The sequence below is a fragment of the Pelagimonas sp. KU-00592-HH genome (genome assembly GCF_040369695.1).
In the GTDB taxonomy this organism is placed as follows: domain Bacteria; phylum Pseudomonadota; class Alphaproteobacteria; order Rhodobacterales; family Rhodobacteraceae; genus Shimia.
Window position 1 is genome coordinate 369,673 of sequence record NZ_BAABWM010000002.1, and the last position, 22,073, is coordinate 391,745.

Consider the following 22,073-nt stretch of genomic DNA (forward strand, 5'->3'; position numbering starts at 1 on the left):
GTTTCCCCTTTTAAAGCCCAAGAATGGCCTTGGTGATGATGGTGCGCTGCACCTCGTTCGAACCGCCGAAGATCGACAGCTTCCGCATGTTGAAATAGTTGGGCGCCGCCGCAGCCGCATGTTCCGGACCCATGGCCTCGACATTGTCGCCACCGTTCAGATAATCGCTCTGGAACGGCATGGCGTCCGGTCCCACGGCGCGGCGCAACAGCGATGTCAACTCCTGCCGGATCACCGTCCCCTTGACCTTAAGCATCGAGCTTTCAGCGCCCGGCGCCTGCCCCTTGGCCGCCGCCGACACCACGCGAAGGTTGGTTGTCGCCATTGCCATCAGGTCAATCTCGACCTGTGCCATCCGCGCGGCAAACAACGGGTCTTGGGCAAGCGGCCTGCCGCCCGATTTCACCTGCTCTGCCACCTGCTTGAGGGTATCCAGCGCAGCCGTCGAAAACCCGACCCCGGCAATATTGGTCCGCTCGTGGGTCAAGAGGTACTTGGCATAGGTCCAGCCCTTGTTCTCTTCGCCAACAAGGTTCTCCGCCGGCACCCGCACGTTGTCAAAGAACACCTCGTTCACCTCGGCCTCGCCGTCGATAAGAACGATCGGGCGCACGGTCACGCCCGGCGTATTCATGTCGATCAGCAGAAAGGAAATCCCCTCCTGTTTCTTGGCGTCCGGATCGGTGCGCACAAGGCAGAAAATCCAGTTCGCGTGCTGCCCGAGGGTGGTCCAGGTCTTCTGGCCGTTGACGACATATTCGTCGCCCTCGCGCACCGCACGGGTTTTCACCGCCGCAAGGTCGGAACCCGCCCCCGGTTCGGAATAGCCCTGACACCACCAGTCCTCACCGTTGAGGATACGGGGTAGAAACGTCTGGCGCTGCTCTTCGCTGCCAAAAGCCATCAAAACAGGCGCCAGCATACTCAGGCCAAACGGCAGGTTGCGGGGCGCATGTGCAAGACAGGCTTCTTCTTCATAGATATGGCGCTGCACGGCATTCCATTCGCACCCGCCATAGGCACGTGGCCAGTTCGGCGCGAGCCAGCCGCGTTCGTTCAGCAGACTGTGCCACAGTTCCACGTCGGCTTTACCCAGGCGTTTGCCAAGACGCACCTTCTCGCTCAGGTCGCGGGGCAGCGTCTCTTTCAGCCAGTCCCGCACCTCGGCGCGAAACGCCTGTTCCTCTTCGGTATAACTCAGGTCCATCTTTTGCCCTCTCAGAAGATTTCGAACAGACCGGCAGCGCCCATGCCACCGCCGATGCACATGGTGACAACACCCAGCTTGGCACCACGCCGCTTGCCTTCGATCATCAGATGTCCGGTCATGCGCGCGCCTGTCATCCCGAACGGGTGGCCAATCGAAATAGACCCGCCGTTGACGTTGCAGAGTTCGGGATCAATCCCAAGCCGGTCACGGCAATACAGGGCCTGCGACGCAAAGGCTTCGTTCAACTCCCAAAGGTCGATGTCCGACACCTTGAGACCATGACGCTCCAGAAGACGCGGCACTGCAAAGACCGGCCCGATGCCCATCTCGTCCGGTTCACATCCGGCCACCACAAAGCCCTTGAACGCCCCCATCGGTTCGACGCCCTGCTTTTCGGCCAGATCGCTGTCCATCAGCACCAGCGCCGCCGCACCATCACTCAGCTGCGAGGCATTGCCCGCCGTTACGAAATGCCCCTCACCCTGCACCGGCGCCAGACCGGAAAGGCCTTCCAGCGTTGTATTCGGGCGGTTGCAGTCATCCATGCCAAAGGTCACCTCCTTGCGGGTCACCTCGCCGGTTTCACGATCCTTGAAGGCCTGCGTCACGGTGATCGGCACGATCTCGTCATCCAGACGCCCCGCCGCCTGCGCCGCCGCAGTCCGCTTCTGGCTTTCCAGCGACAGTTCGTCCTGTGCCTCGCGGCTGATGCCATAGCGCTCTGCCACGATATCCGCGGTCTGGATCATCGAATGATACAGTTCCGGCTTGTTCTCGGCGATCCAGCTTTCCCGTGCCTGAGGCGGGCGCGACGGGGGCATCTGGCTGATGCTTTCCACCCCTGCGCCGATTGCAGCAGGCGCCCCTTCCATCACGATCGAATGTGCTGCCATTGCCACCGTCTGAAGCCCGGAGGAACAGAACCGGTTCACCGTCGCCGCCGATACGCTGACCGGCAGACCGGCACGGATCACGCACTGGCGCGCAATGTTCGATCCAGTCCAACCTTCCGGATACCCGCACCCGACAAAAGCATCCTCGATCAGGCCCGGGTCAATGCCCGCCCGTTTGACCGCATGTTCAATGGCATGGCCGCCCATAGTGGCACCATGCGTTTCGTTAAAAGCACCGCGATAGGACTTGGCAAGTCCGGTCCGTGCCGTCGAGACGATAACCGCCTGTTTCATCTTCATCTCTCCTTATGCGTTCAAGCTGGCAAAGGTCCGGCCTTCCGAGGCCAGTTTCTCAAGCAAGGGGGCCGGCTTCCAGAAGGTCGCGTCTTCCTCGGCAAAACGACCAATATCAGCCAAAATCTTCTCAAGACCGACAGTGTCGGCATAGTGCATCGGGCCACCGCGCCAGCGCGGGAAACCATAGCCGTTCAACAGCGTCACATCGACGTCCAGCGGGCGCAGCGCGATGCCTTCTCCCACCACGCGGGCGGATTCGTTCACCATCGCGGCCATATAGCGGTCGATGATCTCGCCACTGTCGATCTCGCGGGCCTCGATCCCCTTCTCCGCCCGTTCGTTGGCAATGATCTCTTCGACCTCGGGATCGGGCCGCCCGCCTCTGGACGTCTCGTCATAGATATAAAACCCGCGACCCGTCTTGCGCCCAAACCGCCCAAGCTCACAAATGCGATCGGCAAATTCCGGATAGGTCTCGTTCGGGTCCCGCATCGGGGCCACACGCTTGCGATTGGCCCAGCCGATATCCAGCCCCGCCAGATCACCCACGGCAAACGGCCCCATCGCCAATCCAAAGTCCGTCAGTGCCTTATCCACCGCATAGGGGCTCGCGCCGGCGAGAACCATGTTGTAGACCGCTTTGCCATAGTGCGAGAGAATCCGGTTGCCGATAAAGCCGTCACAGACCCCTGCCCGCACCGCGACCTTTTTCAACCGCTTGGCCAATGCGAACCCGCTGGCAACCACATCCGCCGAGGTCTCGTTTCCGACAACGACCTCCAAAAGGCGCATCACGTGGGCCGGTGAGAAGAAGTGCAGGCCGATCACGTCCTGCGGGCGGTTTGTCATCGCTGCGATCTCGTTCAGATCAAGATACGAAGTGTTCGACGCAAGGATCGCGCCCGGCTTGCAGATGCTGTCCAGCTTGGTGAACACGTCTTTCTTGACCTCCATGCTCTCGAACACCGCTTCGATCACGAGGTCCACATCGGCAAAATCACCATAGTTCGTGGTTGCCCGGAACTTGTCCGCGAGGATCGCATTCCGCGCCGCCTCGGCCAGCTTGCCGCGTTTGACAGCCTCGCCCAGCATTCCGGAAACCCGCGACTGCGCACCGGCAACCGCCTCGTCGTCGCGCTCGGCAAGTGTCACATCCAACCCGCTCAGAAGGGCGCTGACGGCAATGCCTGCCCCCATGGTCCCGCCCCCAACAACACCAACCTGTGCAATCTCCCGCGCCGTGCCGGTCGCCAGTTCAGGAACCTTGCCAACTTGGCGATCCGAGAAGAAAGCATGGATCATCGCGCCGCGCTGATCCGAGTTCATAAGGTCGTAAAACAGCTCGCGCTCGCGCTTCAGCCCAAGATCAAACGGCAGGGTTATCGCCGCATCAATCGCATCCAGACAGCTCAGAGGCGCAATCGCACCCCGCGCGGACTTGGCAACTTTCGCCCGCAGGGTCGCAGCGGCCTCATCACTCATCGAGTTGCAGGCCAAGGCACGCGTCATTCGCACGCCCTGCCCATCTTCGATCAACTTACGGGCAAAGTTCACACCGGCGGCACGCATGTCGCTGCCCTCGGCGATCTCGTCAATCAACCCCAATGCCAGGGCCTTGCTTGCGGCAATCGGCTTGCCACTGGTGATCATCGCTGCTGCGTCCTCGACAGGGATCAGACGCGGCAAACGCTGCGTCCCACCCGCTCCGGGCAACAGACCAAGGGCAACTTCTGGAAGACCGAACTTGGCACTCTTGGCCCCAACGCGGTAGTGCGCCCCCATCGCCACCTCGAGGCCGCCGCCAAGCGCCGTGCCATGAATGGCCGCAACCACCGGGATCGTCGTCGCCTCGATTTCGTCGATCAAGTCTGGCAAATGCGGTGGCATTGGCGGCTTGCCGAATTCGCGAATATCGGCCCCGGCAAAAAAGCTGCGTCCCTCGCAATAGATGACAATCGCCTTTGCCAAACCGTCTTTCAGCACCCCGCGCACGGCCTCTTGCAACCCTTCACGGACGGCATGCGACAATGCATTGACCGGCGGGTTGTCGATTCCGATCACGGCAATATCACCCTCTAGGTTCACGTTGATAAGACTTGGCATTGCGCGTTCTCCAGTTCTTCAGGGCAACTACTGATCGAATCCAGAGGTACCTGCCGGCCTATCAAATTTCAATATGTAAAATTCAATTTCATTTTTCAGACGTAACGTCGCTTCTCTTCTCACTCCCCGCAGAGACTTCAATATTCCCTAAAACCTGTCTCAGAACTGAGACAGGTCATCCCCCCTAAATTTGCCATACACGCATTCTTCACCTACCGTTGCCCAAATTTCCAAACCCCAAGGCCCATGACCCGATCCGTCGCCCATATCGAAAAAGTCCTCGAAGTCGCGAACTCCCCCTCTGCGGCGGCACGCTCCCGGCTGGCGGCAAGCTGGCGGCGCTCGGCGGAAAAACACGGCCTTGATCCCGGCGAACACCGCAGCCCGATGCGGCTGGAAGGCACGCATCTGCGCGAACGCCTCGAAGCCTTCGAGAAATTCATGACGGTGGCCTCCCCCCGTCTCGACACCCTGTTCTCCCTCGTGGGCCAGTCAGGATGTGCGGTGCTGCTGACCGATGACGACGGCGTGGTTCTCGACCAGAGGATATCCGAAGCCGACACCGCCATTTTCGAAGCCTGGGGCCTCTGTGTCGGTGCCGACTGGAGCGAAGAGCACGAAGGCACCAACGGCATCGGCACCTGCCTTGCCGAACAACGCCGCGTCATCATCCACCGCGACGAACACTTCTACGCCCGCAACACCGCCATGAGCTGCATCGACGCCCCGATCTACGGGGCCGAGGGCCAGATCCTCGCCGCTCTGGACGTTTCCTCTGCCCGCGCCGACCAGACCGAGGCCTTCAACCGCCTGATCGGCGCACAGGTGGCCCAAACCGCCCGCGCCATCGAAGAAGCCAACTTTCGCGCCGCCTATGATAAGGCCCGCATCGTGGTGGCCGAAAGCGAAGACGCCGAGGCCACGACCCTCCTTGCCATCGACGATCACGACCTGATCATCGGGGCCACCCGCGAGGCCCGCCGCGCCTTCGGCCTCGCCGCCGCTGGCCCGCTCGCCCCGCGCCCGGCAAATGACGTGTTGGGACGGCAAGACGGGGCAACCGGATTTGAAAAGGCCGAACGCGCCGCCGTCATTCGCGCCCTCACACGCGCTGGCGGCAACGTCTCGGCAGCCGCCCGCCAGCTCGGCATCGGTCGCGCAACCCTCTACCGCCGCATGAAACGGCTGGGCCTCGAGCAAAATTAGGCGCACCTGTCTCAGCCCTGAGACACTTCCCCCTCCTACGCCCCTCTCCCCCCGCAGACTCCGGCCTGCCCCTTGGTCATGTTCATTGGCAATTCCGGAGGAGGTCCGGTTTTACAAGGAGGAGAAAACCCAAATGAACGATATGACTCACACCGAGGCAGGCACCTACGTCTCGCCCTTCAAGGCCCGCTATGACAACTTCATCGGCGGAAAATTCACCCCGCCCGTGAACGGCCGCTACTTTACCAACGTGACCCCGATCACCGGCGAGCCCATCACCGAATGCGCCCGCTCCGACGAGGCCGACATCGAATTGGCGCTGGACGCGGCCCACGCCGCCAAGGAAAGCTGGGGCAAGACCTCGGCAGCGGAACGCTCGAACGTGCTTCTCAGGATTGCCGACGCCATCGACGCCAACCTTGATCGCCTTGCACAGGCCGAAACCTGGGACAACGGCAAGCCGATCCGCGAAACCATGGCCGCCGACATCCCGCTGTCCGCCGACCACTTCCGCTATTTCGCGGGCGTTCTGCGCGGACAGGAAGGCAACATGAGCGAGATCGACGCCGACACCGTGGCCTATCACTTCCACGAACCCCTTGGCGTCGTCGGCCAGATCATCCCGTGGAACTTCTCGATCCTGATGGCGGCATGGAAACTGGCGCCCGCGCTGGCCGCCGGCAACTGCATCGTCCTCAAACCCGCCGAACAAACCCCGGCCGCGATCATGATCCTGGCCGAGATCATGGCAGACTTCCTGCCTGCCGGTGTCCTGAACATCGTCAACGGCTACGGCGCAGAAGTTGGCGCACCGCTGGCCCGCTCGCCCCGTATCGCCAAGATCGCCTTCACCGGCTCCACCGCGACCGGCAAAAAGATCATGCAGGCCGCGACGGACAACCTGATCCCCGTCACCCTCGAACTTGGCGGCAAGAGCCCCAACATCTTCTTCTCCGACGTCATGGCCAAGGATGACGCATTCCTCGACAAGGCCGTCGAAGGTTTTGTCCTCTTTGCCTTCAACCAGGGCGAAGTCTGCACCTGCCCCTCCCGCGCCCTGATCCAGGAAGACATCTACGAAGAGTTCATCGCCCGCTGCATCGAACGTGTGAAGGCCATCAAACAGGGCGACCCGCGCAACCCCGAAACCATGGTCGGCGCACAGGCCAGCACCGAACAGCAGGAGAAAATCCTCTCCTACCTGACCATCGGCGTCGAGGAAGGGGCCGAGGTTCTGACCGGCGGCGGCGCGGCGCTCTTCAACGGCGAGCTGGCAGGCGGCAACTATATCCAGCCCACGATCCTCAAGGGCCACAACAAGATGCGCGTCTTCCAGGAGGAAATCTTTGGCCCCGTGGTCTCGGTCACCACCTTCAAAGACGAAGAAGAGGCCCTCCAGATCGCCAACGACACCATGTACGGCCTTGGCGCCGGTGTCTGGTCGCGCGATGCCAACACCTGCTACCGCTTTGGCCGCGCTATCGAAGCCGGTCGCGTCTGGGTCAACAACTACCACGCCTATCCGGCCCACGCAGCCTTTGGCGGTTACAAACAGTCAGGCATCGGGCGCGAAACGCACAAGATGATGCTGGATCACTACCAGCAGACCAAGAACATCCTGATGAGCTACAACCCCAACAAACTGGGTTTCTTCTAAAAACCAAACGCAGGGGCCACGTGGCCCCTGCACTTCTTTTGCGTCCCTAAGCTAGGGATGGCAGCCACAGCACGATTGCGGGAAAGGCCACCAGCAATGCAATGGTCACGGCATCGGCGATGAAAAACGGGGTCACGCCCTTGAACACGTCCTGGACACTCAGGTCATCACGCACCCCGGCCACGACAAAACAGTTGAGACCAATCGGTGGCGTAATCAGACAGAACTCTGCCATCTTCACAACAAGAATACCGAACCAGATCGCACACATCGGCCCCGACATGCCAAAGGTACTGTCCGCAGCCGAGACGAACTCGCCTCCATTCAGCGCCATGACGGCGGGGTAGACCACGGGCAGTGTCAGCAAAAGCATCCCGATCGCATCCATGAACATTCCCAGCACCGCATAGGCCAACAGAATGCAGATCAGGATCAGCATAGGCGACATCGTCAGAGAGGTGATCCAATCCGCAAAGGCCGCCGGCAATTCGGCAAATCCAAGAAACCGCACGTAGATCAGGACCCCCCAGATAATCGTGAAGATCATCACGCTCAGCTTTGCGGTTTCAAGCAGGGCATCCTTCAACTGCGCCCACCGCATGCCGCGATAAAGCGCCATGAGGAAGACGACAAATGCCCCGATTGCCCCCCCTTCGGTCGGCGTGCCCCAGGCATCGCCACCAAACGGGTTGTAGACAAAGAAGATGATGGTCACGACCACGAAGAGGGTCGGCAGCGCCGGCGGCAGCGACACGAGCCTCTCCTTCCAGGTAAATCCGGACACCGGCGGGCCGAACCCCTTGATCACCTTGGCCATGCCGATGATGAGCGCGCCGTAGATCACTGCGGAAAACGCACCGGGCACGAACCCGGCCAGCAACAGTTTACCGACATCCTGCTCGACGATGATGGCATAGATCACCAAGATCGCCGACGGCGGAATGAGCGAGGCCAGTGTCCCCCCTGCCGCCACCACACCTGCTGCAAACTGCTTGTTGTACCCGATCTTGAGCATCTCCGGGATCGCGATGCGGGCAAAGACCGCGGAGGTCGCAACCGAGGCACCGGAAACAGCGGCAAAACCGGCAGTGGCAAACACCGTGGACACGGCCAAGCCACCCGGAACCCATGCCAGCCACCGCTTGGCAGCCTCGAAAAGCGCCTTGGTCAACCCGGCATAATAGGCAAGGTAGCCAATCAGGATGAAGGTGGGGATCAGGCTCAGGGCCTGGCTTGAAATCTTCGAATGCGGCACCTGACCGGCGGTCTTGACCGCGATGGTCAAAGCCTTTCCGAAACGCGCCGGATCATAGCCGAACTTGGCCCAGAAAATCCAGATCAGCCCCACCATTCCCGCCATCGCCGCGGCAAAGGCAACCCGCATCCCGAGGATCACAAGCACCAGTAGGCCGCCGGATACGATCAATCCAATTTCAATCGGTTCCATGTGCGGTGTCCTTTACATCGTTGGCCGAAACATGCTCGGCTTCCATGGCGGCAAGGGTTGCGGCATCCGCGATCTGCGGCACGGCAATCGCGTGCCCGACGCCAATGCGCAAAGCCCGCCCGTACGCCCAAAGCTGGAGGCACAGGCGCAGGCACAAAACAGCAAAGGCCACAGGTGCCATGAGCTTCGCTGGCCACAGCGGCAGCGAAATATCCATCGAACTGTCCCGGCTCCAAAGCGGCTGGCCAAAGTCAAAACTGCGGTCGAAATGCGCCCAGCTGCCCCAGAGCAGCAAGAGCATCAATCCCAGGAAAACCAGCGTTGTGAAAAACTCCACCGCATAAAGCGACCGCCCCTTCAGGGCGCCCACCAGCATGTCCATGCGGATGTGCCCGCCATCGCGCTGTACGTATGAGACCCCAAGAAAGGCAATCAGCGGCATGGCCTGCTCGATCCAGTCCACGTATCCCGGCAACGGATGATTGGCAAAGTTGCGACCGCTGACCGAGATCACGGCCAGGATCATGAGTGAAAACACCGTCAGGCCACCGAGTAGGGCCAACAGGCGTTCGAGGCGATACAGCCGTTGGTCATACCAACTCAGACGGCTGCCATCTGTCAGGACCAGGGATGAACCGGCCATGGCATTCCTCCTTCGATAGAAGTGAAAAGCCCCGCACCTGTTGGCAGGTACGGGGCGTGTGCGGTGTGGGCTTTAGCTGCCGTTCGCGATCATGCCGGTCACAAGATCGTAGAGGTCTTGCGCGGGCAGGCCACGGGCCGTGTTGTCCTTGATCCAGGCCTCTGCGGCAGGCGCAGCCGCTGCCGCCTTGAAGGCGTCGATCTCGGCATCGGAGAAGGTCACCTGAACGATGCCACGCTCTTCCAGCGCCGGGCCCCAGGCAGCCATGGTTTTGTTGTTGTAGTTGTCGACATAATGCGCCAGCGCCTCGTCAACCGAGCTCATCAACGCCTCACGGTGTGCATCCGACAGGTCTTCCAGGGCATCGGTATTCACCACCACCGGGCAGTTCACGGTGCCGGGATTGAGGTTGGTGGTCCACCACTTGCCGTTCTCGATGGTACCAAAAGACATATGCGCGTGGGGTGCAAAGCTGACAGCCTTGACCACACCGCTGTCCATCGCCTGTCGCACTTCCGACGCCGACATCGAGGTCGGAACCGCACCCACGGTCTCCATAGCCGCGCCGATACCGCCAGTCGCCCGCACGGTCAGACCGGCAAAGTCCGCCAGAGATGCAGGCGCATCACCGACACCGACAATGTTGTACTGCGGCAGCGGCGAAGGCATCAGCAGGGTTGCGTTCCAGCGTGCAAGGTCATCCTGCGTGGCTGGGTGCTGGTATACGGCCATCGACAACGCGATTTCCTGCTCAAGCGACGCCACACCAAGGAACGGCAGTTCCAGAACGGTGATCGAAGGGTTCTTGTCACGGTGATACCCCGCGCAGAACTGGGCCATCTCGAATGCCCCGATCGAGATACCGTCAAGGTTCTCCTTGTTTTTGGACAGGCCGCCATAGCTGATGTTCAGGGTGAATTCACCGTTTGTCTTGGCGCTCACCAGTTCCGCCAGCTTCTCGACATGCTCGGTAAAGGCCCGGCGCTTGCCCCAAAGGGAAACGTTCCATTCGGTCGCCATTGCTTCCGATCCAAGGGCAACAACAATTGCGGCAACCGCGGCACGGCTCAGGTACTTCTTCATTCTCAGTCCTCCCAAAATTTCGATGGCCTGAACAAAGCCGATTTTGGAAAGGAGGACTCATGAAGAAAAACGCGCGGGATTCCCCCGCCGCCCTGCGGATTTCCGCAGACCTAGATCAATGCGTCTTTGTCGAGACCAAGCTTGACGATTTTTTCGTTCAACGTCCGCCGGCCGATGCCAAGAGCTTCGGCCGTTTCATCCATACGCCCGCCATGATCCCGGATGGCCCGGCTGATCATCTGTCGCTCGAACGCCGCCACAGCCTCGCGCAATCCCGGACGGTCCGTGACATAGTCCACCGTGCCCGAAATCGCGTCGGCAACCCGCGCTTCTCCCATTTGCGACAGGAACACGAAGCGTTCGATCACGTTGCGCAACTCACGCACGTTGCCGGGCCAGTCATAGGCCATGGTCGCGGCAAGATCATCCTTGCCCAAGTCAGGGGGGCCACCGCCCTGCGACGCACCAAACTCCTGAAGGAACCGCTGCGCCAAAAGGGGGATATCATCCAGTCGCGCCCTGAGCGGCGGGATATACAGGCCAAACCCCTCAAGACGAAACAACAGGTCTTGCCGCAACCGCCCTTCCGCGACCGCCTTGCCCGTATCTTCATTGGTCGCCGAAACGATCCGCAAGTCCACCTTCTCGGGCAGCGCCGCATCCGGCGGCAGCACCTCCTGTGCCTCGATCAAGCGCAAAAGCGCCGGTTGCACATCAGGGGGGCAGGCGCAGATTTCATCCAGAAACAACGTCCCCCCGGACGCAGCCTGCGCCACGATCGGCAATTGCGTCACGCTCACCTGCGCTGCATTCACGGCAACATAGGGCCGATCACAGCGATCCGACGTATCGTGCAGTGCTCGTGCGATAAGGTCTTTGCCGGTGCCGGTTTCGCCCCGGATCAACACGGGTGTCGCACTTTGGGCCAGCATCGCGACCGTCTTGCGCAACTCGATGATCTCCGAGGTCTGCCCCAGCAACAGACGATCCAGCCCCGACAATTGCTGCAACCGCTCTTTCAGGCGGTGGTTGCTCTGCCGCATCTGGTGCTGTTCCGCCGCGTGCGACAGGATCAACAAAAGCCGCTTGGGGTCAAAAGGCTTTTCGACAAAACTATAGGCGCCTGCACTCATCGCTTCGACCGCCATGGGAATGTCACCATGCGCCGAAATCAGAACCAGCGGCGGGCCGCTATCGAGGCTTCGCAAGAGATCAAGCCCCGAAACCTCGGGCATCCTGAGGTCAGACAGGATCACATCAGGCTGAAACTGGGCTATCCAACGCGCGGCGTCCGTCGCCCGCGCCAGGGCTTTTGCCGTCCAGCCGGCGGCCTCTGCCAGATCTACAAGAGAATTTCGCATCATCATATCATCGTCGATGATCAGGATCCGGCCTGCGTTCACTGCTCTCATACCTCCGGCTCAAAAGGCAGCGACACGCGAAACACTGCCCCGCCCCCGGCGCGATCCTGCGCCCGAATAATCCCGCCGTGATCGCTGACAATCCCCGCGGAAATCGTCAGGCCCAACCCCATGCCACGCCCGCTTTCACGACTGGTTGTAAACGGCTCTCTCAGGTCTTCATAAGACTTGTCTCCCAGCCCGTGCCCGGTATCCGAGACTTCGAACCATGCCTCTTTGTCATCGTGACCTAGGCTGATGGCCACACGCTTCTCTCCCTGCTCTTCCACGGCGTCCAGCGCATTGCGCAGGATGTTCGTCGCCACTTGCTCAAGGCGGGTTCGGTTGCCCTTCAGCAACAGGGCCGCTTCGGGACGCTCCACACTGACATCCGCTCCGATCTGCGAAATATTCGGTTCCATCAGTTCCAACGCAACGTCCACCACCTCGCGCAGATCAAGCACCTCGAACTGGTCTCGCCCCTTCCGCGAAAAAAACTTGAGCTGCTTGGTGATGTTTTCCATCCGCAAGACCAGCCCCTGCATCTTCTCGTTCAGCGGTGACGCACCCTGCGTCATCTCGGCTGCAACCAATTGGTTGCGCATCGCAGCAATCGGCTGCCCAAGTTCATGCGTCACTGAAGAGGCCAACTGCCCAAGCGCCGCAAGGCGCCCTGCACGCTCAAGCTCCGCCTGCGTCTTTTGCAGGTTGCGTTCGGCAACCCGCCGCTCTTCAATCTCCACCGCCAGCTTTTCATTGGCCTGCCGCAACAGCAATTCTTCCTGCTCCGACTTGTACAAGGCGGCACGGACCCGCCGCGCCCGGCTGAACTGGAAAGCGATGAAACTCATCATCGCCAGCATGACAAACGCGCCCGTCGTCAACCAGGCACTCCGCAGGGCAAGATCCAGAGGCTCCAGAAAATGCAGTGACCAGCTGTTCGGGAGATTTGCCGTGCGCAGATACAAAAACGTCTGCCCTCCAATGTCCGCGGTTCCCGCTGTCTCGTCAACCGACCACGCCAAAGGAACAAGGGGCTCACCTGCGAACTGACGCGAGGCATCGATCCGCACCTTTTGCTTTGGCGTCAACGCCTGTAAGGTGCGATACCGCCACTCCGGTTCCGATGCCAACAGCACGACACCGTCGGCATTGCTAAGCAGCATCCTCTCTCCCGAGGCCTGCCAGCTTTCCTGAATGGGGGTGAGATCGGCCTTGATGGCAATCACCCCGTCATCCCCTCCCGAAGGATGGCGCACCGCGATCGCATAGAAATACCCCGGCTTCCCAGTCGTCGCCCCGATCCCGTAAAACTCGCCCAGCTGCCCGGTCTGCGCGGTCTGGAAGTAGGGCCGATAGGCATAGTTCTCGCCCTTGAACGATGTCGCACTCCCCGCGTTCGATGCCGACAGCGTAAATCCCGTGTGGTCCATCAGGTAGATCGCATCCAGTCCGGCACTCTGTGCAAACCGCGCAAGACGGGTATCCAGCACCTCTGTCTCCGGCTGCGCCAGGCTATTTGCAACGAAAGGATCAAGTGAAAGCAGGAACGGCAGATGCGCAAAGTGGCGCATCTCTGACTCGAGCGTATTGCGATAAAGCGTCAATCGCGCCGACGCCTTTTCGACCTGTTGCGCCTTGAAATAGGAAAACGCACCCTGGAACAACGCGACCGAAATCGCGAAAACAAGCATCAGCAAAAGACCGTAGACAAAGCGCATCCAATCGTATTGCGCACTTCCCCTTCGGAAATCAATCCTGACAGTCCCGGCAGACGACATCGTTCAACAGATAGGCACTAAATCAGCAGCAAGTCTGAACCTTGTCACACGGACACGCCCTTCAGCACGTCCTCTTTCGAAAACTCCGCCTTCGGCCCCGACATCATCACCTCGCCCCGACGCAGCACGACGAAACGGTCTGCAAGCTCGTAAGCAAACTCGAAATACTGTTCGACCAGCACAATCGCCATATCGCCACGATCCCGCAGGAGTTTGATAACCTCGCCAATCTGCTGGATGATGTTGGGCTGGATGCCTTCGGTCGGCTCGTCCAGCAACAACAGACGCGGCTTGGTGATCAGGGCGCGCGCAATGGCCAGCTGCTGCTGTTGCCCGCCCGACAGGTCGCCCCCCCGGCGGTTCTGCATCTCTTTCAGCACCGGAAAAAGCTCGAAAATCTCGTCGGGGATGAAGTGCTCGGACGCCGGCAGACAGACAAACCCCGTCTCGAGGTTCTCACGCACCGTCAAAAGCGGAAAGATCTCGCGCCCCTGCGGAACAAGCGCCACCCCCATCTGCGCCAGGACATGCGCGGGCAGAACACCAAGCGGCTCGCCTTCCAGCGCGACACTGCCCCCCGAACGCGGATGCGTGCCCGAAATCGCCTTGATCAGGCTGGTTTTGCCCACGCCATTGGTGCCCATCACACAGGTCACCTCGCCCCGTGCCGCCTCCATCGAAATCCCGTTCAGGATCTGCGAATGCCCATAGTGCAGGGTCAGGTCTTGCAGCTTCAGCATCTCTCAGCGCCCCAGATAAACATCGATGACTTCCTGGTTCGACGTGACATGATCCAGGCTCCCCTCGGCCAGAACCGCCCCTTCGTGCAGCACCGTCACCTTGCAGTTCAGCCGCCGCACGAACTCCATGTCATGTTCAACCACCACAACCGCTCGCGTTTCGGCCGCCTTCAAAAGCAGGTCGGTGGTGTGCTCGCGCTCCTGCGGCGTCATGCCCGCGGCCGGTTCATCCACCAAAAGCAACCGCGGCTCCTGTGCCAGCAACATGCCGATCTCGAGCCATTGCTTCTGGCCATGGCTCAACTCCCCCGACGTCCGCCCAAGGGCATCGTACAACCCGATCTCGCGGGCCAGCTCGGCCACCCTGTCCAGATCCTCGCCCGCAGGCCGATAGGTCAGAACGGCCAACCAGCCCCGCGGCTTTTTCAGCGCCATCAACAGGTTTTCCTGCACCGTCTGGTCTTCGAAAACCGTGGGCTTCTGAAACTTCCGCCCGATCCCTGCCTGCGCAATCTGGGCTTCGTTCATCTTCAACAGCGAGACCGATTTCTCGCCCCAGATCACCCGCCCTTCATCCGGCTTGGTCTTGCCGGTCACGATATCCATAAAGGTCGTCTTGCCCGCTCCGTTCGGCCCGATCACCGCCCGCAACTCGGCCTCGCCAATCTGGAACGACAGGTTGTTGATCGCGCGAAACCCATCAAAGCTGACCGAGACGCCGGAAACTTCCAGTAGAGTGCTCATTTTCTGGCCTCCTGTTCGCGCAATGCCCCGTCATCCGGCCCAAGGTCCGCACCATGACGGTTGGGCGCGCGCCGCTGCGTCCAGAGGTCCACCAATCCACCCATGCCTTTCGGCGCAAAAAGCGTCACCGCGACAAAGGACATGCCAAGCAGCACCAGCCACCAGTCCACCCACTTGATCGTATAGAAACCCAGCGGAATGTCCGGTGCCTGCCCGCCCGTGAACCACGTCGACAAGAGGCTGACAAAGGCCGCCCCGATGACTGCGCCGTACAGCCGCCCGCGCCCACCGATGGCCACCCAGACCGCAAGATAGATCGAAGCGATCGGCGCGATCTCGGCCGGATTGATGATGCCCGCCTGCGGGTAATACAGTGCGCCGGCAATGGCCGCGATACAGGCGGTCAGGGTGAAGATCATCAGCTTGTAGCTCTCCACCGAATACCCGATGAACCGCACCCGCGCCTCGTTGTCACGAATGCCGCGAATGACCGAACCGAACTTGCCCGACACCACCCAGGCCGCCAGCAGATAGCCAAGACCCAGCGCCAAGGCAGAGGCCCAGAGGAACCAGAGCGACACCACATCCTGCGAGGCCTCGACGCCGGGCAGGTTCTGCAGGCCCGAAAGCCCGTTGTTGCCGCGCAACCCGCTGTCGTTCTGGAAAAGATAAAGCGCCAGCGCCAGCGTCATCGCCTGTGTCAGGATTGACAGGTACACCCCCGTCACCCGACTGCGGAACGCCAGCCAGCCAAAGACCAGCGCCAAGATCCCCGGCACCAGCACCACCAGCACCAGCTGTAGGAACAGGCTATCGGCAAAGGCCCAGATCAACGGGAACTCGCTCGACCCGACGACACCAAAGATCTGGTTGCCAATGGCGTCCACGACTTCGGAACCGGTGGGCGGAATCTCGGCCTGGGACAGCGAGTCCACCACGATCAACCGTGTGCGCTCGTACATCAGCCACATGCCGATCATGTACCCGCCCAGGCCAAAAAACGCGAAATGGCCAAGCGACAGGATACCGGCAAAGCCCCAGATCAGGTCCATCGCCACCGCGATCAGGCACAGACACAGGGTCTTGCCCAGCGTCTTGACGAAACTGGTCGAGATCATCCCGACCCCAAAGCCTTCCGACAGCACCGTCACCATCAGCGTGAACAGCGCAAGACAGGCGAGAAAGATCAGAACAGACGGGTTCTTGGCAATGAAACTACGCTGCATGAGACACCCCCCCTGCAATCTGCACCACCCGACCGACAGGTCGGGCAGCCCCCGCACCGCCCCCCCACGGGGCGGGGGCTTTGTTGCAGCCAAAGTGATGCGTTGAAAGGGCGTGGCATCTCGTGTCGCCCTGCGCATGGCCTGCGCCCCGTGCGGCGCGGGGGCCGCCCTGAATATCAAGTCCCGACATGGCTCAATCCCCCGCCGCGCGGCCCTTGAGGGCGATGATGCCCCTTGGCCGGAATTGGATAAAGATGATGATAAAGACGATCATGTAGGTCTGCGCCGCCAGCGTGTTCGAGGGGTTCAGCCACTCGATCCCCTTCTGCAGGAAGCCAATCATCGCAGCCCCAGCAAGCGTGCCCCAGATATTGCCAACCCCGCCCACAACCACGGTCATGAAACTCTGCACGATGTAATCGCTGCCCAGTTCCGAGGTCACTTTCGCAAACAACCCAATCGCCACCCCGGCGATCCCGGCAATGCCCGACCCAAGACCAAAGGTCAGCATGTTCACGCGCCCCGGGTTGATCCCCATCGAGGCCGCCATGCGCGGGTTCTGCGTCACGGCGCGAGTTTCCAGCCCCAGCCGCGTCCGCTTCATGATGAACAGGAACACACCGAGGAAGATCAGCGCCAGAATGAAGATGGCAATGCGGATATAGCTGATCGACACCACGTCGTTCATCACCAGCGCCCCATCCAGCCAGCCCGGGGCCGTCAACGGCCGCGCCTGCGTGCCAAAGATGTTTTTGGCCAGCTGCTGCAAGGCAATCGAAATCCCGAAGGTCGCCAAAAGCGTCTCAAGCGGGCGCGCATAAAGCCAGCGGATCACCAGCCGCTCCATCGCCACACCGGCTGCAAATGTCACCGCAAAGGCCAGCGGGATCGCCACGATGATCGACACCGTGTGATCGGGAATGATCTGCTGCACCACATAGCCCGTGTAGGCACCCATCATGATGAACTCGCCATGCGCCATGTTGATCACACCCATCACACCGAACGTGATGGCAAGGCCAATCGCCGCAAGGAAATAGATCGACGCGAGCGACAACGCATCCAGCGTCAGATCAAGCGTCTGGTTCATCCCCACCTTGAGCGCGATATCCTCCAACGCCGCTTCGGCAGCCTCCGTCACCTGGGCAGAGGGTTCGGCATAGGTGTCATAAAACACATGCGCCGCAAGGGCCGTCTGAACGTCTGCCGATGTCACAAGCGGCGCCACCTTGCCCGCCTCGGCCAGCGCGGCATAGGCTCGGGCGCGGTTCTCGTCCGTATTCAACTGCGCTACCGGAACACCGCCAACCGTCGCACCTTCGATATGCGCCGCCAGCGCAAGGCGCATGTCATCCAGCGTCACGCGCGCCGGCGCAAACCCTTTCGCAACCAACAGGTCATAGGCCTCGAGCTCTGGAAACCCGTCCTCTCCGGGCACCAGCGTCGCCGCAACGTTCACCCCCTCCGGCACCGGCCCCGGCGCAACATCCCGCGTCGTCGCCACCAGCGGGTTCAGCGTGGCACGCACGTCCACACCCAGATCACCCGACATTTCTTCGATGGCCGCCACACGCGCCGCCGAGTCCTCGTCATAGCCAATGGTCAGCAACCGCTCCAGCCGCTGTTTCTGCGCCTTCAACCCCGCGTCCGGCTCATCCGCGATTGACGCCCGCAACGGGGCCAGCAGCGCGGCTTCCGGATCACGTTGGATCGAGGTCAGCGCCGCCTGCCGCTTGGCAATATCGGCGTCCAGCAACTGGAACTGCACCAGCGCGGTGCCGATCATCGCCCGGATACCGCTGTTCGGTTTCAGTTGCTTCAGTTCTTTCTTGGCAAAGGTCCCGACCACCTCGCCACTGTCAAAATCCGTCAACTGATAGCTCTTGCTGTCCAGCTTCTCACCGGCAAAGAAATGCCCGTCGGATTTGCGCAACCACATGGCTTTCGCCGCCCAGGTCTCCAGCACCGTCTGTGCCTGCGGCAGGCCACTGCCCGCGATAGCATCAATGGCCGGGGCAATTGTCTTGCGCGAGCTCTTGGCGATCACCTCGCGGTGCTCCTGCAACAAGGGCTGGATCGCGCCGTCTTCGGCCGTTGCCATCACGCATGACAGCAGAATTGCGAGACCCGCAAGGAAAAGTCGTAACATGTCGGGAATGTCCGCGTGTTTGGGTGGAAGGGGCCAGTGCTCGGCCCCTTCCCAATGTCAGGATCAGTAGTTCGACAGGGTCTGAACACAGCTCTTGGTTTCGGTGTTGTACATACCGCAACCCAGATCTTTCCAATCCGAAACGAGAACCGCCGATTCCGGCAGGTAATCGGTCCAGGCATCGCCCGGCACTTCGCTGGTCTGGCTGATGATGTCGAACTGGCCGTCTTCCTGGATTTCACCAATCAGCACCGGCTTGGCCAGGTGGTGGTTCGGCAGCATCACCGCAGTACCGCCGGTCAGGTTCGGGAACTCCTGCCCGTACATCTTCGCACGAACCGCATCAACTTCGGTCGAACCGGCCTCGGTCGCCGCGTTCACCCACATGTTGAAACCGATATAATGCGCTTCCATCGGGTCGTTGGTCACACGCTCTTCGCCCATGGTGGCTTTCCAGGTTTCCACGAAGGATGCGTTCACATCGCTGTCTGCCGACTGGAAGTAGTTCCACGCCGCCAGGTGACCAACAAGGTTCGAGGTGTCCAGACCGGCAAGCTCTTCTTCACCGACCGAGAAGGCCACAACCGGAATGTCATCCGCCGATACGCCAGCCGCCGCCAGTTCCTTGTAGAAGCCGATGTTGGCGTCGCCGTTGATGGTCGAGATCACGCCGACCTTCTTACCGTCCGCGCCCAGCGCGACAACGTCCGCCACAATTTTGGACCAGTCCGAATGGCCAAAGGGCGTGTAGTTCACGAAGATATCGCTATCCGCGATGCCTTTGCCCTTCAGATAGCTTTCCAGGATGTTGTTGGTGGTACGCGGATAAACATAGTCGGTGCCCAGCAGCGCGAATTTCTCGACGCCCAGTTCCTCAAGGAAATAGTCGGTCGCAGGGATCGCCTGCTGGTTCGGCGCGGCACCGGTATAGAACACGTTCTTCGACGATTCCTCGCCTTCATACTGCACCGGATAGAACAGCAGGCCGTTCAGCTCTTCGATCACCGGCAGCACCGATTTGCGCGAAACGCTGGTCCAGTTGCCAAAGATCACGTCCACCTCGTGCACGGTCAGCAGCTCGCGGGCCTTTTCGGCAAACAGCGGCCAATCCGATGCCGGGTCGACCACCACGGCCTCCAGCTGTTTGCCCAGAAGGCCACCCTTTGCGTTCTGCTGGTCGATCAGCATCAGCATGGTGTCTTTCAAAGTGGTTTCCGAAATGGCCATGGTGCCCGACAGCGAGTGCAGCACGCCAACCTTGATGGTGTCTTCGTCGGCCATGGCAGCGCCCGCCAGCGTGGCAAAAACAACCGATCCGGCAAGTGTGGATTTAAGAAAGTTCATACGATCCTCCAGGCGGGTCCGTCGCCGTCAGGGCTTGCACATATGTGCCCCATCCCATTAGCTATCCCCCGCAACTTGATGTTGCATTTCGTGTGGCGGCCGCTTCGAGGTCCAATTCGTATGGTCGCCACACACCCCCGATTTCGGACAAGCTGTCCCCGGCGAGTGCCCTATCGATTCTGCATCGCAGCGAATTTAGCAAACTTGGGGGTGGGGTTTTCCTGACCACCGCCAGTGAGCGCCTAATTTTCAGACTCCCATCCCGACTACTGCCCAAAAAATAACCAGCAAGAGCCGCGCTCTGTCCGCAAAATGCCGTTTGCAATGGCGATTTGCCCTTTGGATGGCAAAACCTGAGGCAGTCCGAAATGACCCGGGATCAAGCCGATCACCCAACAGTCAGACATATCGACCGCTCACCACGTCCAGCCGCCCCGCGCGCTGGGCACCGTGCATGTGGGCACCAAGACCTCCGGCACGGGCAGCGTCCTGAATGATTTTCGCCAATCCGGCTCTTTCAAATGTCTCTTCCCGCGCAGCCGCGGTCCTGCGCTTGAGGCTGTTCTCCTCAACACCGCCGGTGGTGTGACCGGGGGCGACCAGTTCACCTTCTCCGCCCACGCCGCACCAAGAACCACCCTGACCCTGACCACCCAGGCCTGCGAACGCGCCTACAAGGCGCAGGCCGGTCAGGTCGGACGCCTGCGCAACCGGCTCAAGATCGCATCCGGCGCGCGCGTCAACTGGCTGCCGCAGGAAACCATCCTCTTCAACGGCAGCGCGCTTGATCGCCACTTGCGGGTCGACCTCGCTGCCGATGCCTCATTCCTGATGGTCGAACCGCTGGTCTTGGGCCGCCCTGCCATGGGCGAAACCCTGACCGACATCCGGTTTCGCGACCGCATCGAAATCCGCCGCGAAGGAACCCCGCTCTTTCTTGATGCCATGGCCCTGAATGGCAACGTGGCCCGCCATCTTGCCCGCCCCTCCATCGCGAACGGTGCCGGTGCAATGGCCCTCGTGGTGCTGGTCGCGGCCAATGCCGAAGCGCACCTCGCCCCCTTGCAGGCCGCCCTGCCCGACACCGCAGGCGTCAGCCTCCTGCACGATGACACGCTTGTCCTGCGCCTTCTGGCCGAAGACAGCTTTGACCTCAGACAAACCCTTCTGCCGGTCCTGCACCGCCTGAACGGCAGCCCCCTCCCCCGATGCTGGATGATGTGAGATGAACCTGACCCCCAGAGAAAAAGACAAGCTTCTGGTCGCCATGGCCGCCAAAGTCGCCCGCAAGCGTCTTGCCCGCGGCGTGAAACTCAACCACCCCGAGGCCATCGCCCTCATCACCGACGCCGTTGTCGAGGGCGCCCGCGATGGCCGTTCGGTGGCCGACCTGATGGAAGCAGGCGCCCATGTCATCACCGCCGACCAGTGCATGGAGGGCATCGCCTCGATGATCCACGAAGTGCAGGTCGAAGCCACTTTTCCCGATGGCACCAAACTCGTCACCGTTCACAATCCGATCCGCTGAAGGAGCCCCATTATGAAACCCACCCTGACCGCACTTGCTCTCATCGCCGCCGCGCCCGCCTTTGCCCATACCGGCGCGCATATGCACCCGCACGCGGATGATCCGGTCTGGCTGCCGCTTCTGATTGGCGCGCTCACCGCCGCCAGCGTGGCCACGTTTGCATGGGCGCGCAGGAAATGATCCCCGGCGAAATCTTTCCGGCCGAAGGGGAAATCACCCTCAACGAAGGCCGCGAGGTCACCACGCTGATGGTCGCCAACACCGGCGACCGGCCGGTTCAGGTCGGCAGCCACTACCATTTTGCCGAAACCAACCCCGCGCTCGATTTCGACCGCGACGCCGCCTACGGCCTGCGGCTGGATATCGCCGCCGGAACCGCCGTCCGCTTCGAACCGGGCCAACGGCGCGAGGTTGCGCTGATCCCGATTGGCGGCGCACGCCGCGTGTTCGGCTTCAATCAAAAGGTCATGGGGGACCTGTGACCTAAGACATCTTCCCGCCCGGGCCTCAGGCCCGGGCAGCCCCCGACCGCCCCCATGGGCGGGGGCTTCACCCCCACCCGCGGTCGGGACCCGCCCTTGGTGAAAAACCTCTTCGGGTGTGGACCAGACAAAAGAAGAGA

The 22,073-nt window shown here is 61.1% G+C and carries 19 protein-coding genes; 6 read left to right on the forward strand and 13 right to left on the reverse strand.

From position 1 onward, the window contains the following. Nucleotides 1-10: 10 nt before the first annotated feature. The 3 genes from ABWV42_RS08870 to ABWV42_RS08880 are packed head-to-tail and all read right to left on the reverse strand — an operon-like array spanning nt 11 to nt 4,503. Nucleotides 11-1,207, reverse strand: coding sequence for an acyl-CoA dehydrogenase family protein (locus ABWV42_RS08870; RefSeq protein WP_353339815.1), 1,197 nt, complete (start codon nt 1,205-1,207; stop codon nt 11-13). Between the two features lie 11 nt (nt 1,208-1,218). Further along, nucleotides 1,219-2,397: an acetyl-CoA C-acyltransferase gene (locus tag ABWV42_RS08875; protein ID WP_353339816.1), complete on the reverse strand. Its 1,179-nt coding sequence runs from the start codon at nt 2,395-2,397 to the stop codon at nt 1,219-1,221. 12 nt (nt 2,398-2,409) lie between these two features. Beyond that, a complete protein-coding gene (locus ABWV42_RS08880) occupies nt 2,410-4,503 on the reverse strand; it encodes an FAD-dependent oxidoreductase (protein WP_353339817.1) in 2,094 nt (697 codons plus the stop codon). A gap of 246 nt (nt 4,504-4,749) precedes the next feature. Between ABWV42_RS08880 and ABWV42_RS08885 the strand changes: the two genes are divergently transcribed. Both ABWV42_RS08885 and adh read left to right on the forward strand, forming a co-directional pair. Next, nucleotides 4,750-5,709, forward strand: a complete 960-nt coding sequence (locus ABWV42_RS08885; protein ID WP_255108753.1) for a helix-turn-helix domain-containing protein — start codon at nt 4,750-4,752, stop codon at nt 5,707-5,709. Between the two features lie 133 nt (nt 5,710-5,842). Beyond that, a complete protein-coding gene (gene adh / locus ABWV42_RS08890) occupies nt 5,843-7,366 on the forward strand; it encodes an aldehyde dehydrogenase (RefSeq protein WP_353339818.1) in 1,524 nt (507 codons plus the stop codon). A gap of 46 nt (nt 7,367-7,412) precedes the next feature. Here the strand turns inward: adh and ABWV42_RS08895 are convergent, their stop codons facing one another. From ABWV42_RS08895 to urtA, 10 genes are all read right to left on the reverse strand, one after another. Then, a complete protein-coding gene (locus ABWV42_RS08895) occupies nt 7,413-8,813 on the reverse strand; it encodes a TRAP transporter large permease (protein ID WP_353339819.1) in 1,401 nt (466 codons plus the stop codon). After that, nucleotides 8,800-9,456, reverse strand: coding sequence for a TRAP transporter small permease (locus ABWV42_RS08900; RefSeq protein ID WP_353339820.1), 657 nt, complete (start codon nt 9,454-9,456; stop codon nt 8,800-8,802). The genes ABWV42_RS08895 and ABWV42_RS08900 overlap by 14 nt, the downstream gene beginning before the upstream one ends. A 72-nt stretch (nt 9,457-9,528) precedes the next feature. Next, nucleotides 9,529-10,539 (reverse strand): C4-dicarboxylate TRAP transporter substrate-binding protein, encoded by a 1,011-nt coding sequence (locus ABWV42_RS08905; RefSeq protein ID WP_353339821.1) that lies wholly within the window; start codon nt 10,537-10,539, stop codon nt 9,529-9,531. A 110-nt stretch (nt 10,540-10,649) separates the two neighbouring features. Then, nucleotides 10,650-11,951, reverse strand: a complete 1,302-nt coding sequence (locus ABWV42_RS08910; RefSeq protein WP_353339822.1) for a sigma-54-dependent transcriptional regulator — start codon at nt 11,949-11,951, stop codon at nt 10,650-10,652. After that, on the reverse strand, nt 11,948-13,660 hold the full coding sequence (locus ABWV42_RS08915) for a sensor histidine kinase (RefSeq protein WP_353339823.1): 1,713 nt from the start codon (nt 13,658-13,660) through the stop codon (nt 11,948-11,950). The genes ABWV42_RS08910 and ABWV42_RS08915 overlap by 4 nt, the downstream gene beginning before the upstream one ends. A gap of 104 nt (nt 13,661-13,764) precedes the next feature. After that, the gene (gene urtE, locus ABWV42_RS08920; protein WP_353339824.1) at nt 13,765-14,460 is read right to left on the reverse strand and encodes an urea ABC transporter ATP-binding subunit UrtE; all 696 of its coding nucleotides are present in this window, start codon (nt 14,458-14,460) and stop codon (nt 13,765-13,767) included. A 3-nt stretch (nt 14,461-14,463) separates the two neighbouring features. Then, nucleotides 14,464-15,204, reverse strand: coding sequence for an urea ABC transporter ATP-binding protein UrtD (gene urtD, locus ABWV42_RS08925; RefSeq protein ID WP_353339825.1), 741 nt, complete (start codon nt 15,202-15,204; stop codon nt 14,464-14,466). Then, nucleotides 15,201-16,430, reverse strand: a complete 1,230-nt coding sequence (gene urtC, locus ABWV42_RS08930; RefSeq protein WP_353339826.1) for an urea ABC transporter permease subunit UrtC — start codon at nt 16,428-16,430, stop codon at nt 15,201-15,203. The genes urtD and urtC overlap by 4 nt, the downstream gene beginning before the upstream one ends. 193 nt (nt 16,431-16,623) lie before the next feature. Next, complete coding sequence (gene urtB, locus ABWV42_RS08935; RefSeq protein WP_353339827.1) at nt 16,624-18,579, reverse strand: urea ABC transporter permease subunit UrtB; 1,956 nt, start codon at nt 18,577-18,579, stop codon at nt 16,624-16,626. Between the two features lie 63 nt (nt 18,580-18,642). Further along, nucleotides 18,643-19,923, reverse strand: a complete 1,281-nt coding sequence (gene urtA, locus ABWV42_RS08940; protein ID WP_353339828.1) for an urea ABC transporter substrate-binding protein — start codon at nt 19,921-19,923, stop codon at nt 18,643-18,645. Nucleotides 19,924-20,379: 456 nt separating this feature from the next. Between urtA and ABWV42_RS08945 the strand changes: the two genes are divergently transcribed. The 4 genes from ABWV42_RS08945 to ABWV42_RS08960 are packed head-to-tail and all read left to right on the forward strand — an operon-like array spanning nt 20,380 to nt 21,933. Then, nucleotides 20,380-21,147, forward strand: coding sequence for an urease accessory protein UreD (locus tag ABWV42_RS08945; RefSeq protein WP_353339829.1), 768 nt, complete (start codon nt 20,380-20,382; stop codon nt 21,145-21,147). A gap of 1 nt (nt 21,148) precedes the next feature. After that, complete coding sequence (locus ABWV42_RS08950) at nt 21,149-21,451, forward strand: urease subunit gamma (RefSeq protein ID WP_353339830.1); 303 nt, start codon at nt 21,149-21,151, stop codon at nt 21,449-21,451. A 12-nt stretch (nt 21,452-21,463) separates the two neighbouring features. Next, complete coding sequence (locus ABWV42_RS08955) at nt 21,464-21,631, forward strand: hypothetical protein (protein ID WP_353339831.1); 168 nt, start codon at nt 21,464-21,466, stop codon at nt 21,629-21,631. Continuing rightward, nucleotides 21,628-21,933 carry an urease subunit beta gene (locus ABWV42_RS08960; RefSeq protein WP_353340375.1) on the forward strand — a complete coding sequence of 102 codons (306 nt, stop codon included), beginning with the start codon at nt 21,628-21,630 and terminating at the stop codon, nt 21,931-21,933. The genes ABWV42_RS08955 and ABWV42_RS08960 overlap by 4 nt, the downstream gene beginning before the upstream one ends. The last annotated feature ends 140 nt before the right edge of the window (nt 21,934-22,073 follow it).

Excerpts from the sequence above, each read along its gene's own strand:
- ABWV42_RS08870 (WP_353339815.1), bottom strand. The coding sequence starts at position 1,207 with ATGGACCTGAGTTATACCGAAGAGGAACAGGCGTTTCGCGCCGAGGTG.
- ABWV42_RS08875 (WP_353339816.1), bottom strand. The coding sequence starts at position 2,397 with ATGAAACAGGCGGTTATCGTCTCGACGGCACGGACCGGACTTGCCAAG.
- ABWV42_RS08880 (WP_353339817.1), bottom strand. The coding sequence starts at position 4,503 with ATGCCAAGTCTTATCAACGTGAACCTAGAGGGTGATATTGCCGTGATC.
- ABWV42_RS08885 (WP_255108753.1), top strand. The coding sequence starts at position 4,750 with ATGACCCGATCCGTCGCCCATATCGAAAAAGTCCTCGAAGTCGCGAAC.
- adh (WP_353339818.1), top strand. The coding sequence starts at position 5,843 with ATGAACGATATGACTCACACCGAGGCAGGCACCTACGTCTCGCCCTTC.
- ABWV42_RS08895 (WP_353339819.1), bottom strand. The coding sequence starts at position 8,813 with ATGGAACCGATTGAAATTGGATTGATCGTATCCGGCGGCCTACTGGTG.
- ABWV42_RS08900 (WP_353339820.1), bottom strand. The coding sequence starts at position 9,456 with ATGGCCGGTTCATCCCTGGTCCTGACAGATGGCAGCCGTCTGAGTTGG.
- ABWV42_RS08905 (WP_353339821.1), bottom strand. The coding sequence starts at position 10,539 with ATGAAGAAGTACCTGAGCCGTGCCGCGGTTGCCGCAATTGTTGTTGCC.
- ABWV42_RS08910 (WP_353339822.1), bottom strand. The coding sequence starts at position 11,951 with ATGAGAGCAGTGAACGCAGGCCGGATCCTGATCATCGACGATGATATG.
- ABWV42_RS08915 (WP_353339823.1), bottom strand. The coding sequence starts at position 13,660 with ATGCGCTTTGTCTACGGTCTTTTGCTGATGCTTGTTTTCGCGATTTCG.
- urtE (WP_353339824.1), bottom strand. The coding sequence starts at position 14,460 with ATGCTGAAGCTGCAAGACCTGACCCTGCACTATGGGCATTCGCAGATC.
- urtD (WP_353339825.1), bottom strand. The coding sequence starts at position 15,204 with ATGAGCACTCTACTGGAAGTTTCCGGCGTCTCGGTCAGCTTTGATGGG.
- urtC (WP_353339826.1), bottom strand. The coding sequence starts at position 16,430 with ATGCAGCGTAGTTTCATTGCCAAGAACCCGTCTGTTCTGATCTTTCTC.
- urtB (WP_353339827.1), bottom strand. The coding sequence starts at position 18,579 with ATGTTACGACTTTTCCTTGCGGGTCTCGCAATTCTGCTGTCATGCGTG.
- urtA (WP_353339828.1), bottom strand. The coding sequence starts at position 19,923 with ATGAACTTTCTTAAATCCACACTTGCCGGATCGGTTGTTTTTGCCACG.
- ABWV42_RS08950 (WP_353339830.1), top strand. The coding sequence starts at position 21,149 with ATGAACCTGACCCCCAGAGAAAAAGACAAGCTTCTGGTCGCCATGGCC.
- ABWV42_RS08955 (WP_353339831.1), top strand. The coding sequence starts at position 21,464 with ATGAAACCCACCCTGACCGCACTTGCTCTCATCGCCGCCGCGCCCGCC.
- ABWV42_RS08960 (WP_353340375.1), top strand. The coding sequence starts at position 21,628 with ATGATCCCCGGCGAAATCTTTCCGGCCGAAGGGGAAATCACCCTCAAC.